The following is a 16,458-nucleotide window of genomic DNA, read 5'->3' on the forward strand; positions in this document are numbered from 1 at the left end:
TGTCGGGCCGCTCAATCAGCAGATACAGGCATGCGGCGAGATGCGCCTCGTGCGTCCAGTCCTCGCGCGACAGGTCGCAGGCGAGCAGCCCCTCCCCGATCCGGACAATCGCCGCGGCGCTGGGGAAGCACCGCGGCGGAAGGTCGGCCGTGTCGCTCAGGCGAGTGCCCGCACCCTGGGTGCAGCGGCGCGGACGCCCTCCTCGACATGATCCTCGAACTGCGCGAAATTTTCGACGAACTGGTCAACCAGTCGTTCTGCCGTCGCGTCATAGTCCGCCTTGTCCGGCCACGTCTCGCGCGGGTCGAGGATCGCCGTATCGACCCCCGGCACCGCAACCGGCACCTCGAAGCCGAAATAGGGGTCTACGCGGAACTCGGCCGCATTTAGGCTGCCGTCGAGCGCGGCATTGAGCAGCGCCCGCGTCGCCTTGATCGGCATGCGATGGCCCACGCCGTATTTGCCGCCGGTCCAGCCGGTATTGACCAGCCAGCACGCGACATTCCCCTCCGCGATCCGCTTCTTGAGCAGATTGCCATAGACCGAGGGGTGCCGCGGCATGAACGGCGCGCCGAAGCAGGTGGAGAAGGTCGCCTCTGGCTCGGTCACGCCGATCTCGGTGCCCGCCACCCGCGCGGTATAGCCCGAGAGGAAGTGGTACATCGCCTGCTCGGGCGTCAGCCGCGCGATCGGCGGGAGTACGCCATACGCGTCGGCAGTCAGGAAGATCATGTTCTTTGGCACCGGCCCGAGATTGTCGGCCGAGGCATTGGGGATGAAGTCGATGGGGTAGGAGCCGCGGCTGTTCTCGGCGAGCGTCGCGTCGTCGAGGTCGAGTGCGCGCGTCTCCGGGTCCATCACCACATTCTCCAGCACCGTGCCGAAGCGCTTGGTGGTGGCGAAGATCTCGGGCTCGGCCTCGGGCGAGAGGCGGATCATCTTGGCGTAGCAGCCGCCCTCGAAATTGAAGACCGCCGTGTCCGACCAGCCATGCTCGTCGTCGCCGATCAGCGTGCGGCTGGCATCGGCCGACAGCGTCGTCTTGCCGGTGCCCGACAGGCCGAAGAAGATCGCCGTATCGCCCTGAGGCCCGATATTGGCCGAGCAGTGCATCGGCATGATTCCCTGTTCGGGCAGCAGATAGTTGAGCAGGCCGAACACGCTCTTTTTCATCTCGCCGGCATAGGCGGTGCCGCCGATCAGGATCAGCTTGTCGGTGAAATTGACCGCGATCACCGTCTCGCCCCGGGTGCCGTGGTGCGCGGGATCGGCGCGGAAGCTCGGCAGGTCGATGATCGTGTATTCGGGCACGAAATCCGCCAGCGCTTCCGCCTCAGGCCGCACCAGCATCGTGCGGATGAACAGATTGTGCCAGGCAAGCTCGTTGATCACGCGCACCCGCACGCGATGCTCGGGCTGCGAGCCGCCATAGAGATCCTGCACGAACAGTTCGTCGCGCTTGCCCAGCTCGGCGAGGAAATCGGCCTTGAGCGCGGCGAAGTGCGCGGGCGTCATCGCCTGGTTGGTCTTGCCCCACCACACGCTGGTCTCGGTCTCGGCATCGCGGACGATGAACTTGTCCTTGGCCGAGCGCCCGGTATGCTTTCCCGTAGCAACCACCAGCGGACCTTCGGCGGCCAGGCTACCCTCGCCGCGACGGATCGCGTGCTCGACCAGCGGCGCGGCAATCAGGTTCCAATGGAGCGTTGCCGATGTGGCAATACCCTGTTCGCCAAGACCATGGCGCGACTGACGCATGTTCAAAACACCCTCCTCAACCATTGTCGCGCTATTTGTATGACAAAGCAGATCATTGTTTTGCCGCGCAACTTTATTTCGAATCGCCTCCTGACATGCGTCTGCCGAGAGGGTCAATCCGGGTAAGCGTTGTCGGTCGGTTGAGGCGGAAGAAACTTTGGTCTAACGGGTGTCGATGCTGATTTTGCGCCAGCCCCGGGTAGCCGGATGACCGCCACGATCGCGCTGGTCGATGACGACCGCAACATCCTGACCTCGGTATCGATCGCCCTCCAGACCGAAGGGTTTCTCACCCGCGTCTATTCGGACGGTGAAAGCGCGCTCAAGGCGCTGATCGAGAATCCGCCCGAGCTGGCGGTGCTCGACATCAAGATGCCCAAGATGGACGGGCTGGAGCTGCTCCGCCGCCTGCGCGAGAAAAGCCAGATCCCGGTGATCTTCCTCACCAGCAAGGATGACGAGCTGGACGAGGCGCTCGGCCTGGCGATGGGCGCGGACGATTATATCGCCAAGCCCTTCTCGCAGCGGCTGCTGATCGCTCGTATCCGCGCGATCCTGCGCCGCACTGAGCCGGCCGCACCGGTCCCCGAGGGTGCTGCGCCGGCCGAGCCTGCCGAAGCGCTGGAGCGCGGTCGCCTGAGCATGGACCCCGCCCGCCACAAGGTCACCTGGGGCGGCGTCAACGTCACGCTGACCGTCACCGAATTCCTGATCCTGGAGACGCTCGCCCAGCGCCCCGGCATCGTCAAGACGCGCAACCAGCTGATGGACGCGGCCTATCAGGACGACATCTATGTCGACGACCGTACGATCGACAGCCACATCAAGCGCGTCCGCCGCAAGTTCCGGCAGGTAGACCCGGAATTCGACGCGATCGAGACGCTCTATGGCGCGGGCTATCGATTCTCGGATGAATGACGAGCGTGACCTGGCGCTGCGATGGTCGGGCCGGGTCAGCCTCACGCCGCGGATCCTGGCGGTCAACATCTTCGCGTTGGCGCTGCTGTGCGGCGGCTTCTTCTATCTCGACAGCTATCGCAGCCGCATCGTCGACAGCCGTGTCGAGCAGACCAGCCGCGAGGTGCGGCTGATCGCCCAGGCCCTGGCCTCGGCGACCGACAAGCGGCGTGACCTGCTGGTGCTCAGCCTCGCCCGTGACATGGGCACGCGCATCCGCCTCTACGACCCGCAGGGCAAGCTGCTGAGCGACAGCCGCGAGCTCGGCCTGCGCAACCTGGTGCTGCGCGACCCCGACAAGGATCCCGTAGGCCAGACGATCGCCCGCTTTCTTGACGCGGTGATCGACAAGGTCGCAGGCGCCGATCGCGCGCCGCTTTACCGCGAGCGGCCGCGCGACGCCGGGCTGGATTGGCCGGACGTGAAGACGGCGCTGGAGACGCACGCCGCCGCCGCGTCGGTCTGGCGCGCGCCCGATCGCACGCCCGTCATCACTGCCGCCGCGCCGATTACGGGGCTCGGCGTGGTGATGACTGCGTTCAACGCCCGCGACATCACCCAGACGGTGCGGCTCGAGCGCTACCGGCTGGGCGTGGTGCTCGGCATCGTCTCGCTGGTCTCGGTGCTGCTCTCCCTGTTCCTCGCGCGCACCATCGTCCGCCCGTTGCGGCGGCTGGCGCTGGCGGCGATCCGGGTCCGGCTCGGTCGCGCCCGCGAGGTGGTCGTCCCCCGTTTGCCCGAACGCCGCGACGAGATCGGGATGCTCGCCCGCGCGCTCTCCGACATGAGCGGTGCGCTTCGCGCCCGCATCGACGCGACCGAAACCTTCGCTGCCGACGTCACCCATGAGCTGAAAAACCCCCTCGCCTCGCTCCGCTCCGCGGTCGAGGGCCTGTCGAACGTCAAGCATCCCGCCCTGCGCGACCAGCTGCTCGACATCGTCCGCGACGACGTCCACCGGCTCGACCGGCTGATCACCGACATCTCCGAGGCCTCGCGCATCGACGCCCAGCTCAGCCGCACCACCTTCGAGCCGTTCGACCTGGGCGCGCTGATCGCCGCGCTGATCGACCAGCGCGAGACCCGCGGCGTACCCGAGGAAGTCCGCCTCCGCTTCGATCGCCCGCGCGGCCTCTCGATGGAAGTGATGGGCGACCCCACCCGGCTGGAACGTGTGTTCGAGAACCTGATCGAAAACGCCCTGTCCTTCTCGCCCCCGGGCGGCCTCATCGCGATCTCGGCGCAGGAGGAGGACGACACGCTCGCCGTCTGGGTGGAAGACGAGGGCCCCGGCGTCCCCGAGGAAGCCCGCGAGGCGATCTTCCGCCGCTTCCATTCGGTGCGCCCGTCCAGCGAAGCGTTCGGCCAGCATTCGGGGCTCGGGCTTGCCATTGCCCGCACCATCGTCGAAGGCCATCAGGGAAGCATCATCGTGGAATCGCGGGAGGATCGATCGCAGGGCGCACGCTTCGTGGTGCGGCTGCCATTGGCAGCCCGCACATGAATCCGCCCGTCGCCCCGCCCGCGCTCCCGGCAAGCTATAACGAGAGCAACATGCAACGGCGTCGCCCCAAACATATCCTGCTCGTCACCGGCATGTCCGGCGCCGGCAAGTCGACCGTGCTGCGCACGCTCGAGGATCTCGGCTGGGAGGTGGTGGACAACCTCCCCCTCCTCCTCCTCAACCGCCTGCTCGATACCGCGCCGGGCGCCGATGGCGGCGACGACGAACGCCCGCTCGCGCTCGGCCTCGGCACGCAGACGCGCGGCTTCGACGCCGAGAGCATCGTTCAGCGCATCAAGAAGCTGCGCGAGGACCAGGGGCTCGACGTCGGCACGCTGTTCCTCGAATGCACCGGCGCCGAGCTGCTGCGTCGCTTCTCCGAGACGCGACGGCGCCATCCGCTGGCGCAGGACCGCCCCGCCGAGGACGGGATCGCCCGCGAGCGCGAGCTGCTCGGCCCCTTGCGCCGCTGGGCCAACCGGCTGATCGACACCACCGACATGAAGGCGAACCAGCTGTCGCAGACGATCCGCGGGATCTTCTCCGCGGATGGCGGCAAGACGACCTTCAGCGTCACGTCGTTCGGCTTCTCGCGCGGACTGCCGCGCGACGCCGACTTGGTCCTCGACATGCGCTTCCTGCGCAATCCGCACTGGGATCCGGTGCTTCGTCCCGGCACGGGACTCGATGCCGACGTCTCCGCCTATATCGCCGCAGACCCGGCCTATGACGCCGCGATGGCACAGATCGAGTCGCTGCTGCTGCTGCTCCTCCCTCGCTACCAGGCGGAGGGGAAAGCCTATGTGACGATCGCCTTCGGCTGCACCGGCGGGCGGCACCGCTCGGTCCATGTCGCCGAACGGATGGCCCGCCGGTTGCGCGACGAAGGATTTTCGCCCACGGTGACGCACAGAGATTTGCAGACCGCGCCACAGGACTCCCTGGAGGGGGCGCCGGTGTCCATGGCTAGGGGCGGAGAATAGAATGATCGGGTTGGTGCTCGTGACGCACGGACGACTCGCCGAGGAGTTCGTCGTCGCGATGGAACATGTAGTCGGGAAGCAGGAGCAGGTCGCCGCGATCTGCATCGGCCCCGAGGATGACATGGAGGGCCGCCGCGCCGACATCGCCAGCGCCATCGGCGCGGTCGATTCGGGCGAAGGCGTGATCGTGCTGAGCGACCTGTTCGGCGGCACCCCCTCCAACCTCGCCATCTCGCTGATGAAGGCGGGCAAGGTCGAGGTGATCGCCGGCATCAGCCTGCCGATGCTGATCCGCCTCGGCAGTGCCCGCAAGACCATGTCCGTTACCGACGCGGTGCTCGCCGCGCGCGACGCCGGCCGCAAATATGTGACGGTCGCGTCGGAAATGCTGGGGCCGCCGCAATGAGCCGGGTGTCGCGCGAGGTTTTGATCGAGAACCGCCGCGGCCTCCACGCCCGCGCCAGCATGGCCTTCGTCACGCTCGCCAGCACCCAGCCCTGCGAGCTGACCGTCGAAAAGGACGGCAACAGCGCCGCCGGCACGTCGATCCTCGACCTGATGATGCTCGGCGCCGCGAAGGGCGACACGATCACGATCTGGGCCGAAGGCGACGGCGCCGAAAGTGCGGTGCAGGCGCTGGTCGAGCTGGTCGAAGCGCGGTTCAACGAGGAGTGACCTCTCCTCCTTGCGCTCCCCTCCCGCTTGCGGGAGGGGTGAGGGGAGGGATTGACGTGGAAGTGGCGCTGCTAGGTTCCGGCCCCTCCCCTAGCCCCCCCCGCAAGCGGAAGGGGAACGCGGGCGAAGCGCGCCGCACCCCCAACTAGCCCCCGCCCCCATCCCGCCCTATAGCGCGCGGATGCCACGCGAAATCACCGCCTACTCGAACCCCCTCATCAAGCGCATGCGGAACCTGCGCGACAAGCGCCACCGCCGCGAAGAGGGGCTGTTCCTTGCCGAAGGCCTGCGCATCCTCACCGAAGCGCGCGAGGCCGGCCGGATCCCCGACTACCTGTTCTACACCGCCGAAAGCGCCCGCCACCCGCTGGTCACCGCGCTCGTCACCGCCACCGAGGCCCGCGATGGCGAGGCGATCGAGACCAATGCCGACATCCTCTCCAAGCTCTCCGGCAAGGACAATCCGGGCGCGGTCGTCGGCGTCTACCCCGAGTTCGCCCTGGACCTCGCCGATATCGACCGCAGCACCGCGCCGATCTGGCTGGTCGCCGAGCGGCTGCGCGATCCCGGCAATCTCGGCACCATCCTGCGCACCGGCGACGCGGTGGGCGCCGGCGGGCTGATCCTGCTCGACGACTGCGTCGATCCCTTCTCGGTCGAGGCGGTGCGCGCGAGCATGGGCGCCTTGTTCACCGTCCCCGTCGCCCGCGCCCGCTGGGAGGAATTCGAGCCCTGGCTGCGCGCCGGCCCCGGCCAGCTCGTCGGCCTCAGCCTCGATACGACCCACGACTATCAGGCCCCGCGCTACGCCGCGCCCACCTTCCTGCTCACCGGCAACGAGGCGCAGGGCATGCCGCCGCATATGGAAGCCGCGTGCGATCTGCTGGTAAAGATTCCCATGCTCGGCAAGGCGGACAGCCTCAATGCGGCAGTGGCAACGGCGGTGATGGCCTATGAAGTACGCAACCAGTTCCGGAACGCCTGAGCGCGCGCGCCGCGCCGCCGCAGCCCTCGCGCTCGCGTGCGGCCTCGGCGCCGCCCTCCCCGCCGCCGCGCAGACGCCCGCGCCGCCGACCGCCCGCGAGCAGCCCCGCGCCGAGACGCCCCCGCTCGACGCCGAGGAGCAACTGCTGCTCGGCGACTGGCGCGTGACCGGAGTCGACGGCCATCCGGTGGTCCCCGGCAGCCACGCCCGGCTGAAGCTGGAGGGCCTGCGGATCAGCGGCTATACCGGCTGCAACGCGCTGGGCGGCAACTACCGGGTGGAACGGGGCTATCTCACCACCGGCGGCGTGATTACCACCCGCCGCGCCTGCTCGCCGGCGCTAATGCGGCAGGAAGCGGCGCTGCTCGCCCTGCTCGACCAGCGCCTGGCAGTCCGCCAGAGCCATCGCGGCCGGCTGCTTCTGACCGGACGCGACGGGAAGACGCTGGTGCTGGTGCGGGCGACCGGCTGATTTTGCGCGACATCCTTGCCGATCAGATGGCCACTTCGATCTCGAACCGCACGCCCTCGGGACGATATTGGATCGTGGGATGGCCGCGCACATGACGCCGAAATACGCGCTCGATCATCTTCGAGCCGAAGCCGGTTCGCGTGGGCGCCGTTACCGGAGGGCCGTCATGCTCCCTCCAGCAGAAGAAGAGGTAGCGCCCATCCGCGGCGTCGCGCAACACCCATTCGACCGATACGCGACCTGACGGAACCGACAGCGCACCATATTTGACTGCGTTGGTGGCTAGCTCATGGATGGTCATCGACAAGGCCAGGGTAAGCTCTGGCGAGAGGCGAACTTCGTCGCCCTGCGAGAGAATTCGCACCCCTGCCCGGTCCCTGAACGGCGCCAGCGCCTGCGCGATCACATCGTGGATACTGGCGCCTTGCACCACCTCCTGGATCAGCAATTCCTGTGCAGCGGCAAGGCTGGCAATCCTGCCTGTAATCGCGTCGGCAGCATCCTTCAGACTCGCGGAATCCCGCAGCGTCTGGCGGACCACGGCGGTGACCGTGGCCAGGCTGTTCTTCACGCGATGCTGCAATTCCTGCGCCAGGACCGCACGATGTTCCTCGGCGAACTTCCGGCCTGAAATGTCCGTCGAAAAGCCGATCATCTCCAGCGGCGTGCCGTCCGCGCGATATTGGAGATCGCCATGCACCGCCACCCAGCGCTGTTCGCCCGCAGGCGTAAGGATGCGATACTCGATCTCGTACGGGTCGCCATTCTCCAGCGTCGCGCGCACGGCTGCCTGCATGAACGGCAGGTCCTCGGGATGGATCGTGGCGAGCAGATCCGCATAGCCGAAATGCTCGTCCTCGGACCGTCCGAAGATGCGCTTGCACCCCGGTGATGGCGTCAGCTCCAGCTCGGGCAGCGTCAACGTCCAGGTGCCAAGGCCGCCGGCCTTAAGCGCGAGCTTGAGCCTCGCCTTTCTGGACGCGAGCTCGGCGTCGCGCTGCGCCAGTTCGGCCGCCAGCGCGTCGCGGTCCTTCTCGAGCATGTGCATCCGGTGGCGCTCGATGGTCACGTCCATCTGGGACGCGACGAAGTACCGGAGCGAACCGTCGTCGCAGAAGACGGGTGCCACCATCAGCCGGTTCCAGAACGGCGTTCCGTCGCGCTTGTGGTTCAGCAGGTCCAGCTCGATCGGTTCGCGTCGCGCGATCGCATCGCGCAATCGCTGGACATCGTTCGGATCGGTCAGTGGGCCCTGAAGAAATCGGCAATTGCGGCCGAGGATTTCGGACGCCGAGAACCCGGTCAGCGCCTCGAACGCGGCGTTTACATAGATGAGCGGAGAATCGGGCAGCGTAGGGTCGCTGACTACCATCGCGACGGGCGTCAGGTTGAAGCCGACCTGCATCGGATCGCACGCGTTCAGCCCGCGCGCATAGGCGTCTATTGCAGCTTGGACCTCTGGCGATCGGGCTTCTGCAGGAAACGAAAACGCAGCGCGTGTCTCGAAGTCACTCCGGGCATTCACCGCACCAAGTTCGCGCAATTCACCGCCAGCCAAGCAGTCCCTCCCTGTCGGTGCAATACGCGCACGCGTTCGGCATTTGTCGCAGGCTACTAAACCGCAGCTCGACGACAAGGATTCTAACTTCGGTTAGAACGGCATAGGCGAAAAAAGGGTCCACATGCGACGGAGAGTCAGCAACAACCCAGACACATGTGTCTCGAAATGGGAACGATTGCGCTATTCCGCCGCAGCCGCTTCCTCCACTTCACCGCCCTCCGGCGCCGGGAGTTCCGCCGTCGGCGCCCGCGCGATCACGTCTACCGTGTCGATCGCGTCCAGCGCGCTGTTGCCGGTATCGACGTTGAGCGCCTGGAAGCGCCGCGCGGAGACCATCACCCGGCCTTCGAAGCTCGCGACGAACTTGTTGTAATTCTCCACCGCGCTGTTCAGCCCGCCGCCGACGCGCTTGAGGTGGCCCGCCGCCGTCGCCAGCCGCTCGTAGAGTTCCTTGCCCAGCTTGCCGACTTCGCGGGCATCCTCGGTCAGCTTCTGCTGGCGCCACATCGCCGCCACGGTGCGGGCGAGCGGCAGGAAGGCCGAGGGACCGGCGATGATCACCCGGTTGCGCGCCGCGCGCTCCCACAGCTCCATGTCCACTTCCAGCGCGCTCGACAGGAAATTGTCGCCGGGGATGTACATGATCACGAAATCGGGCGCCTTTTCGAACTGCGCCCAATAGGCCTTGCGCGACAGCGCGTCGGCATGGGTGCTCATCGCCTTGGCATGGGCCTTGAGCGCGGCGGTGCGTTCCTCGGCGCTGGTCGCCTCGGCCGCCTGGAGATAGCCGTCGAGCACGCACTTCACGTCGACGATCAGCTGCTGGTCGCCCGGCAGGCGGATGATGAAGTCCGGCCGCAGCATGCCGTCCTCGGTGGTGACCGAGACCTCCGCCGCGAAATCGACATGGCCCGAAAGCCCGGCGATCTCGATCAGGTTGCGGAACTGCTGCTCGCCCCAGCGGCCGCGCGTCTTGGGGGCGGCGCGCAGGGCGTTGACCAGCTTGGAAGTTTCGGCGCGCGTCTCGCCCAGGCTGGCATGGACGGCGCTGATCGCCTCGCGCAGCTGGCCATAGCTGTCGCTGCGATCTTTCTCGACGCGCTGCAGCCCTTCCTCATAGCGCTTGAGCGTGGTGTCGATCGGCTGGAGCAAGGTGCGCAGCCGCTCCTCGTTCTTCTCGCCCGCCTGGTGGAAGCGCGCCTCGGCGCGTTCGAGAAAGGCGCGCTGCGTCTCGTCGAGCATCTTGGCGGCGGATTCGCGGAACTGGCCGGCCATCATCTCGCGCGCGTTGACGAACTCGGTCAGCCGCTCCTCGAAGGCGCCGGCCTTGGCCTTTAGCTCGGCCAGCTCGATGCGGGCGGCGTCGCGCTCGTTGCGGAGCATCGCGGCTTCCTCGCGCAGGCGGGGGAGCTGGGCGACGCGTTCCTCGGCCATGGCGAGATCGGTGATCGCGGCCTTGAAATCGGCCTCGCGCCGGGCGCTCTCCGCCCGCGCCTCGCTCGTGCCGCGCGCGCCGATCAACCAGCCGACCACCACGCCCGCGACCAGGGCAACCATCACAAAGGCAACAACGAACGGATCCAACACACGCCTCCCGGGGAACAGGACGCGAACTTACGCCGTGCGGGACGGGGCCGCAAGGGCGGGTGCGGTCGGTTCGGCGCGGGTTGGAGAGGGTTCGGTGGATAAGTAACCGGGCCCGTCACCCCCGTCGTCATTCCGGCGAAAGCCGGAATCCATTGGGGGCACAGTCACGGCTTACACCGAAACGGCGTGGCGAATGGATCCCGGCTTTCGCCGAGATGACGGCAATTGGGGAGGGAATGGCAGCGCTCAGGCCGCCTTGCGGGCCTTGTTGAGCTTCTTCAGCAGCATGTCGCGCTTGAGCCGCGAGAGATGGTCGAGGAACACGATGCCCTCCAGATGGTCCATCTCGTGCTGGATGCAGGTGGCGAGCAGGCCCTCGAAGACCTCGTCATGCGCCTCGCCCTTCTCGTCGAGCCAGGTCACCCGGCAGCGCGCGGGGCGCTCGACATCGGCGAACTGGTCGGGAACGGACAGGCAGCCTTCGGTATAGACCGAATACTCTTCGGCGGGCTCGTGGATCTCGGGATTGATGAAGATGCGCGGGTGCCGGATCGGCTTGCCCTCCTCGTCCTCTTCCTCCTGCAGGTCCATGACGATCAGCCGCTTGGGCACGCCGACCTGGATCGCGGCGAGGCCGATGCCCGGCGCATCGTACATCGTGTCGAACATGTCGCCGATCAGCGTGCGAACGTCGTCATCGACCGCCTCGACAGGGGTGGAGACGAGACGCAGACGCGGATCGGGTACTTCGACGATGGGGAGGATGGCCATCGCCTAAATTTAGGAGAGCGGGGCGTGAGCGTCAAGCAACCGGGCGGCGTGCGCGCAGCGCCTGGGCGAGCGTGCCCTCGTCGAGATAGTCGAGCTCGCCCCCCACCGGCAGACCGTGGGCGAGCTGGGTGACGCGGATCGGGAAGGCTTCCAGCCGCTCGGAGACATAGTGCGCGGTGGTCTGGCCCTCGAGCGTGGCGTTCATCGCGAGGACGACCTCGTCGATGCCGCCCGCGCCCACCCGGCGGACCAGCGCGTCGATGCGCAGGTCCTCGGGCCGCACCCCGTCGAGCGCCGAGAGCTTGCCGCCCAGCACATGGAAGCGGCCGGGGAACAGCCGCGCGCGGTCGAGCGCCCAGAGGTCGGCGACTTCCTCGACCACGCATAGCGAGCGGTCGTCGCGGCGCGGGTCGGCGCAGATGGCGCACGGGTCGTGCGTGTCGACATTGCCGCAGATGTGGCAGGTGGTGAGCTTCTGGCTGACCGCGCTGAGCGCGGCGAGCAGCGGGTCGAGCGTCGTCTCGCGCTTCTTGAGCAGGTGCAGCACCGCCCGCCGCGCCGATCGCGGCCCGAAACCGGGCAGCCGCGACAGGGCCTGGGTCAGCGCTTCGATTTCGGGAGAGGCCATGGCGCAACACATAGGGGCTTGCATGCGCGCCTGCCAAGCGGTTGAGGAGACACATGCGCATCCTCTTCATGGGAACCCCCGATTTCGCCGTGCCGGTGCTCGATGCCCTGGTCGAGGCCGGGCACACGATTGTCGCCGCCTATAGCCAGCCGCCCCGCCCCGGCGGCCGCCGCGGCAAGGCGCTGACCCCCTCCCCGATCCATGCCCGCGCCGATGCGCTGGGGATCGAGGTGCGGACGCCGCTCAGTCTCAAGGGCGCGGACGAGCAGGCGGCGCTGGCCGCGCTCGATGCGGATGTGGCGGTGGTCGCGGCTTATGGCCTGCTCCTGCCCAAGGCGGTGCTGACGGCGCCGCGGCTGGGCTGCCTCAACGTCCATGGCTCGCTGCTCCCCCGCTGGCGTGGCGCGGCCCCGATCGAGCGGGCGATCCTCGCGGGCGACGCGGAGACCGGCGTCGGCATCATGCAGATGGAGGCCGGGCTCGACACCGGCCCGGTGCGACTGGAAGGACGCACGCCGATTGATCGCAAGACGGCAGGCGACCTGCGCGCGGAACTGAGTGTCATGGGCGCTCGGCTGATGGTGCAAGTGCTGGTGGACTTCGACGCGTATCCCGCCGTGCCACAGCCCGAGGACGGCATCACCTATGCCGCCAAGATCGACAAGGCCGAAGCGCGAATGGACTTCACCAAGACCGCGGTAGAGGTCGAGCGGGCGGTGCGCGCGTTCAACCCGGCGCCCGGCGCGTTCTTCGAGCTGAACGGCGAGCGCTTCCGGGTGCACGCCGCCGATCTGGTCGACGCGAACGGCCCGGCCGGCACCGTGGGGGAAGACCTGCTGATCCATTGCGGCGAGGGCGCGATCCGCCCGACCTCCATCCAGCGCGCCGGCCGCGGGGTGATGACGGTCGCCGAACTGCTGCGCGGTTTCCCCATCCCCGCAGGGACGCAGCTTTGACGCGCTTTGCCCTGACCGTGGAGTTCGACGGCCGCCCCTTCATGGGCTGGCAACGGCAGGATCATGGCCCCAGCGTCCAGCAGGCGATCGAGGACGCCGCCTATGCGGTCACCGGCGAGGAGGTGGTGGTCCACGCCGCCGGACGCACCGACGCCGGCGTGCACGGGCTGGGCATGCGCGCGCATGTCGATATCGCGAAACCGATGACGCCGTTCCGGCTGATGGAGGCGCTCAATGCCCGCATCCGCCCGCACCCCGTCGCAATCCTGGCCTGTGAGGAAGTTTCGGAGGACTGGCACGCACGTTTTTCGTGCCTTAGCCGTCATTATGAATATCGGATCGTAACGCGCCGCGCGCCGCTTACTTGGGAAAAGGGCCTCGCCTGGCGCCTGTCCGGACCACTCGACGTTCCCGCGATGCGGGCGGCCGCCGCGTTCCTCGTAGGCCGCCACGACTTCACGACCTTCCGCTCGGCGCACTGCCAGGCGGAGAGCCCGGTGCGCACGCTGGACCGGCTGGATGTCGTGGAAACCGGTGACCGGATCAGCGTGTTCGCGTCGGCGCGGTCGTTCCTGCATCATCAGGTGCGCTCGATGGTCGGCTGCCTGTCGCTGGTCGGCCAGGGCAAATGGGCACCCGAGGACGTGCGCGACGCACTCGAAGCGCGCGACCGGACCACCTTAGGCCTGAACGCGCCCCCTGACGGGCTGTTTTTCCTGCGCGCGGAATATCCTAGCGACTGAACTTCGCCGCCAGTTCGACATGGGTGGACCAGCGGAACTGCCCCACCGGCTGCACCCAGTCGAGCCGATAGCCGCCTTTGCACAAGATCTCCGCATCTCGCGCGAACGTACTGGGGTTGCAGGAAACATAGGCAAGGATCGGCGCCTTGGAAGCGGCCAGCTCGCCGACCTGCTCGCGCGCGCCGGCCCGCGGCGGATCGAGCACCACCGCGTCGAACCGGTCCAGCTCGGCGGTGGTGACGGGCCGACGGAACAGGTCGCGATGATCGCCGAACACCTGCCGCCCTGCCGCGCCGCCCGCCGCCTTGAGCGACAGGATGGCGTCGCGCGCGGCTTCGCCCGCATAGACCCGCGCCGTGTCCAGCGCGAAGGTGAAGGTACCGAGCCCGGCGAACAGGTCCGCGACGTTCCGTGCGCCGCCGACGATCTCGCGCACGGCCGCCACCAGCGCCGCCTCGCCCTCCGGCGTCGCCTGCAGGAAGCTGCCGCTCGGCAACGGCACCGCAACCCCGCCCAGCGTGATGGTCACCGGCACCGGCTCCCACCGCGCGGTCGGGCCGAAACCCTCGTCGATCGCGAACCGGGCGAGCTTTTCGGCCTCGGCGAACGTCGTGATCGCCTCGGCCGCTGCAAGCCCTTCCGGGTCGATGCCCTCCACCAGCACGTCGCGGCCCTGATCGCTCAGCGCCAGATGCACGTTCACCCGCCGCGCATCGGGCAGCAATGTTGCGAACAGCCGACGCAGCGGTGCCAGCAGCGCGAAAAGTTCGGGCGCGAGGACATGGCATTCGACCAGGTCGATCAGCTTGTGGCTTCCTGCCTCGGTGAAGCCGATCCGCACCTGCTTGCCGCGCCGCTCGGCATGGAGCGTCGCCCGGCGCCGGGTGCGTGGCGGCGAGAGCAAGGGCGTGCGGATCTCCGTTTCCAGCCCCTGCGCTGCAAGTGCGGTCCGCACGCGCTCGACGAGGAAGTGGCTCCATGCCGCATCGTCGAGATGCTGGAGCTGGCAACCGCCGCAGCTCGGAAAATGGCGGCAGGGCGGCGTCTGGTGGTGCGGACCGAAGCGGATCGTGCCGTTCTCGCCCACCCAATCGCCGGGCGCCGTGAGCGGGAAGTGCCGGCCGTCGCTTGTAACGCCGTCGCCCCGCGCCGCGACGCGCACCACTTCCACTTCGCTCAAAGACATTCCGAACACGCTTCCGCCAGTTGAGCGACGAGCTGATCGGCGAAAAAGGCGGGACCTGCAAGCTGTGCCGCGCGGCCGTGCAGCCAGACGGCCGCAGCAGCCGGATCGACGCCGCTCCCGCCCTGCCCGATCTGCGCGCCCAACACGCCGGCGAGGATGTCGCCGGTGCCGGCGGTCGACAGCCAGGGCGAAGCGCCCGCGAGCACGCGCACGCTGCCGTCGGGACCCGCGATGACCGTATCGCCGCCCTTGTGGACCACGGTCGCACCGCTGGCAGCCGCTGCCTGCAACGTTCGGTCGATCTTGCTACCCGAGCCGCCAAACATCCGGTCGAACTCGCCGCCATGCGGGGTGATCCATACGGGCGCCTCACGCGCGGCGAGCGTCGCCGCCGCGGTGGTGCCGAGAAGGCTCAGCGCGTCGCCGTCCACCACCAACGGCTTGTCGGCGGCGAGCCCCATCCGCAGGAATGCCTCGGCCCGACGATCGCGACCAAGCCCTGGCCCCAGCACAACGGCATCAATGCGGTCGCCGGCGAGGAAGTCGGCCAGATCATCGGCATCGTCAATCGTCCGCCGGACCAGCGCGTCCGGCGCCGGACCCGCAGGCTCCGGCCCGGCAAGCATCACATAGCCGGCACCGCTCGCCATCGCTGCCCGCGCGGCCAAGCGCCCCGCGCCGGGCATCGCGCCTTCCACCACCGCTAACAGTCCGCGGGTATATTTGTGGCTCTGCGGGCCCGGCGTCTTCAGCCGCGGCCGGGCAACGGTGTGCCAGGCACTGTCGACCGGGATGCCGATATCGGCAAGCAACACATGGCCGCAGCGCGACAGGCCTCCGCCGAGCACATGCGCCGGCTTGAGCGCGCCAAGCGCGACAGTGGCGTTCACGCCGCGCGGCGCTCCCAGTTCGTCGCCACTGTCGGTGTCCATGCCCGAAGGCAGGTCGATCGCCAAGGTGAAGTCGGCCCCGCGCACCAGCTCGCTCAGTACCGCGGCGGTACTGCGCTCCAGTGGACGGGTGAGCCCGATGCCGAATAGCCCGTCGATCACCACGGGCCGTGCCGGCGCGCCGTACAGCGAGGTCGTCGGCCCCTCCCAACGGGCGTGCATACGTTCGGCAGCGCCCTGCTTGGGCGCGCCTGAGGCCGCGACGAGCACATCGAGCCCCCAGTCGCGCAAATATCGTGCAACCACATACGCATCGCCGCCATTGTTGCCGGAACCTGCGAGCACCAGCACCGGCCGCCCCATGGCGAAGCGCACCGCCTCGCGTGCCACCGCCGCGCCGGCGCGCTCCATCAATTCGTCCTGGGAAACGCCGCGCGCGAACACCGCCTCTTCGGCGGCTCGCATTGCGTCGGCAGTGAGGATGGGGGCGCCGGGCGGGATCATGGTCCCGCTGTAACGCCCTTCATCGGCAGACGATAGCGCATCCCGCCGATCGTCACTTCGGTGGCGTTGGCGGCGTGGGCCACGGTCGCGACCTCCGCACCATCCGCCGCGGCGATCACATTGCCCTGCACCTGCAACCGGCGGAACCCGCCATCGGCGTGATGCAGGATCAGCATGTCGCCGTCGCGCTCCACCGTACAGACCGGCAACAGGGTCTCGCCGATCGGCGCGCAGGCGACTGTCTCCCCCGCTTGCACAGCGGGCTGCGACGCCGGATCGACACCGCAGCCCGCCACAA

17 protein-coding genes are annotated in these 16,458 nt (G+C 68.2%); 9 read left to right on the top strand and 8 right to left on the bottom strand.

All coding sequences use genetic code 11. The features are described 5' to 3' along the window. Positions 1-156 precede the first annotated feature (156 nt). Positions 157-1,758, bottom strand: coding sequence for a phosphoenolpyruvate carboxykinase (locus QZ670_RS09935; RefSeq protein WP_294254519.1), 1,602 nt, complete (start codon positions 1,756-1,758; stop codon positions 157-159). Positions 1,759-1,965: 207 nt separating this feature from the next. Between QZ670_RS09935 and QZ670_RS09940 the strand changes: the two genes are divergently transcribed. The 7 genes from QZ670_RS09940 to QZ670_RS09970 all read left to right on the top strand — a co-directional run bounded on the left by QZ670_RS09940 (position 1,966) and on the right by QZ670_RS09970 (position 7,334). Beyond that, positions 1,966-2,676, top strand: coding sequence for a response regulator transcription factor (locus tag QZ670_RS09940; protein WP_294254521.1), 711 nt, complete (start codon positions 1,966-1,968; stop codon positions 2,674-2,676). Next, positions 2,669-4,219: a stimulus-sensing domain-containing protein gene (locus QZ670_RS09945; RefSeq protein WP_294254524.1), complete on the top strand. Its 1,551-nt coding sequence runs from the start codon at positions 2,669-2,671 to the stop codon at positions 4,217-4,219. The genes QZ670_RS09940 and QZ670_RS09945 overlap by 8 nt, the downstream gene beginning before the upstream one ends. Before the next feature lie 50 nt (positions 4,220-4,269). Continuing rightward, on the top strand, positions 4,270-5,202 hold the full coding sequence (gene rapZ / locus QZ670_RS09950) for an RNase adapter RapZ (protein WP_294254527.1): 933 nt from the start codon (positions 4,270-4,272) through the stop codon (positions 5,200-5,202). A 1-nt stretch (position 5,203) separates the two neighbouring features. After that, entirely contained in the window at positions 5,204-5,608 is a 405-nt protein-coding gene (locus QZ670_RS09955) for a PTS sugar transporter subunit IIA (RefSeq protein ID WP_064312096.1), read from the top strand. Further along, positions 5,605-5,877 (top strand): HPr family phosphocarrier protein, encoded by a 273-nt coding sequence (locus QZ670_RS09960; RefSeq protein WP_294254533.1) that lies wholly within the window; start codon positions 5,605-5,607, stop codon positions 5,875-5,877. The genes QZ670_RS09955 and QZ670_RS09960 overlap by 4 nt, the downstream gene beginning before the upstream one ends. 181 nt (positions 5,878-6,058) lie before the next feature. Further along, positions 6,059-6,862 (top strand): RNA methyltransferase, encoded by an 804-nt coding sequence (locus QZ670_RS09965; RefSeq protein WP_294254536.1) that lies wholly within the window; start codon positions 6,059-6,061, stop codon positions 6,860-6,862. After that, entirely contained in the window at positions 6,831-7,334 is a 504-nt protein-coding gene (locus QZ670_RS09970; protein ID WP_294254539.1) for an META domain-containing protein, read from the top strand. The genes QZ670_RS09965 and QZ670_RS09970 overlap by 32 nt, the downstream gene beginning before the upstream one ends. A 22-nt stretch (positions 7,335-7,356) precedes the next feature. Here the strand turns inward: QZ670_RS09970 and QZ670_RS09975 are convergent, their stop codons facing one another. The 4 genes from QZ670_RS09975 to recR form a co-directional block, all read right to left on the bottom strand. Beyond that, positions 7,357-8,892, bottom strand: a complete 1,536-nt coding sequence (locus QZ670_RS09975; protein WP_294254540.1) for a PAS domain-containing protein — start codon at positions 8,890-8,892, stop codon at positions 7,357-7,359. Between the two features lie 183 nt (positions 8,893-9,075). Next, complete coding sequence (gene rmuC / locus QZ670_RS09980) at positions 9,076-10,452, bottom strand: DNA recombination protein RmuC (RefSeq protein WP_294254545.1); 1,377 nt, start codon at positions 10,450-10,452, stop codon at positions 9,076-9,078. A 276-nt stretch (positions 10,453-10,728) separates the two neighbouring features. Further along, positions 10,729-11,253 carry a peptide deformylase gene (gene def / locus QZ670_RS09985; RefSeq protein ID WP_294254547.1) on the bottom strand — a complete coding sequence of 175 codons (525 nt, stop codon included), beginning with the start codon at positions 11,251-11,253 and terminating at the stop codon, positions 10,729-10,731. A gap of 31 nt (positions 11,254-11,284) precedes the next feature. Next, complete coding sequence (gene recR, locus QZ670_RS09990) at positions 11,285-11,881, bottom strand: recombination mediator RecR (protein WP_064312102.1); 597 nt, start codon at positions 11,879-11,881, stop codon at positions 11,285-11,287. A 53-nt stretch (positions 11,882-11,934) separates the two neighbouring features. Here recR and fmt point away from each other — a divergent pair, with 53 nt between their 5' ends. Next, entirely contained in the window at positions 11,935-12,837 is a 903-nt protein-coding gene (fmt, locus tag QZ670_RS09995; protein ID WP_294254552.1) for a methionyl-tRNA formyltransferase, read from the top strand. Next, the gene (gene truA, locus QZ670_RS10000; protein ID WP_294254555.1) at positions 12,834-13,580 is read left to right on the top strand and encodes a tRNA pseudouridine(38-40) synthase TruA; all 747 of its coding nucleotides are present in this window, start codon (positions 12,834-12,836) and stop codon (positions 13,578-13,580) included. Before fmt ends, truA begins: the two co-directional genes overlap by 4 nt. On the opposite strand, the gene QZ670_RS10005 is transcribed toward truA, so the two are convergent. The 3 genes from QZ670_RS10005 to QZ670_RS10015 are packed head-to-tail and all read right to left on the bottom strand — an operon-like array spanning position 13,570 to position 16,369. Next, positions 13,570-14,760: a class I SAM-dependent RNA methyltransferase gene (locus QZ670_RS10005; protein ID WP_294254783.1), complete on the bottom strand. Its 1,191-nt coding sequence runs from the start codon at positions 14,758-14,760 to the stop codon at positions 13,570-13,572. The genes truA and QZ670_RS10005 overlap by 11 nt on opposite strands. Further along, entirely contained in the window at positions 14,757-16,160 is a 1,404-nt protein-coding gene (locus tag QZ670_RS10010) for an NAD(P)H-hydrate dehydratase (RefSeq protein WP_294254559.1), read from the bottom strand. Before QZ670_RS10010 ends, QZ670_RS10005 begins: the two co-directional genes overlap by 4 nt. After that, the gene (locus tag QZ670_RS10015; RefSeq protein ID WP_294254561.1) at positions 16,157-16,369 is read right to left on the bottom strand and encodes a hypothetical protein; all 213 of its coding nucleotides are present in this window, start codon (positions 16,367-16,369) and stop codon (positions 16,157-16,159) included. Before QZ670_RS10015 ends, QZ670_RS10010 begins: the two co-directional genes overlap by 4 nt. Between the last annotated feature and the right edge of the window lie 89 nt (positions 16,370-16,458).

This window comes from uncultured Sphingomonas sp., from assembly GCF_913774285.1.
Taxonomy (GTDB): Bacteria; Pseudomonadota; Alphaproteobacteria; order Sphingomonadales; family Sphingomonadaceae; genus Sphingomonas.

Excerpts from the sequence above, each read along its gene's own strand:
- recR (WP_064312102.1), bottom strand. The coding sequence starts at position 11,881 with ATGGCCTCTCCCGAAATCGAAGCGCTGACCCAGGCCCTGTCGCGGCTG.
- fmt (WP_294254552.1), top strand. The coding sequence starts at position 11,935 with ATGCGCATCCTCTTCATGGGAACCCCCGATTTCGCCGTGCCGGTGCTC.
- QZ670_RS09970 (WP_294254539.1), top strand. The coding sequence starts at position 6,831 with ATGAAGTACGCAACCAGTTCCGGAACGCCTGAGCGCGCGCGCCGCGCC.
- def (WP_294254547.1), bottom strand. The coding sequence starts at position 11,253 with ATGGCCATCCTCCCCATCGTCGAAGTACCCGATCCGCGTCTGCGTCTC.
- QZ670_RS09955 (WP_064312096.1), top strand. The coding sequence starts at position 5,204 with ATGATCGGGTTGGTGCTCGTGACGCACGGACGACTCGCCGAGGAGTTC.
- QZ670_RS09960 (WP_294254533.1), top strand. The coding sequence starts at position 5,605 with ATGAGCCGGGTGTCGCGCGAGGTTTTGATCGAGAACCGCCGCGGCCTC.
- QZ670_RS10010 (WP_294254559.1), bottom strand. The coding sequence starts at position 16,160 with ATGATCCCGCCCGGCGCCCCCATCCTCACTGCCGACGCAATGCGAGCC.
- rmuC (WP_294254545.1), bottom strand. The coding sequence starts at position 10,452 with ATGGTTGCCCTGGTCGCGGGCGTGGTGGTCGGCTGGTTGATCGGCGCG.
- QZ670_RS09940 (WP_294254521.1), top strand. The coding sequence starts at position 1,966 with ATGACCGCCACGATCGCGCTGGTCGATGACGACCGCAACATCCTGACC.
- QZ670_RS09945 (WP_294254524.1), top strand. The coding sequence starts at position 2,669 with ATGAATGACGAGCGTGACCTGGCGCTGCGATGGTCGGGCCGGGTCAGC.
- QZ670_RS09935 (WP_294254519.1), bottom strand. The coding sequence starts at position 1,758 with ATGCGTCAGTCGCGCCATGGTCTTGGCGAACAGGGTATTGCCACATCG.
- rapZ (WP_294254527.1), top strand. The coding sequence starts at position 4,270 with ATGCAACGGCGTCGCCCCAAACATATCCTGCTCGTCACCGGCATGTCC.
- QZ670_RS09965 (WP_294254536.1), top strand. The coding sequence starts at position 6,059 with ATGCCACGCGAAATCACCGCCTACTCGAACCCCCTCATCAAGCGCATG.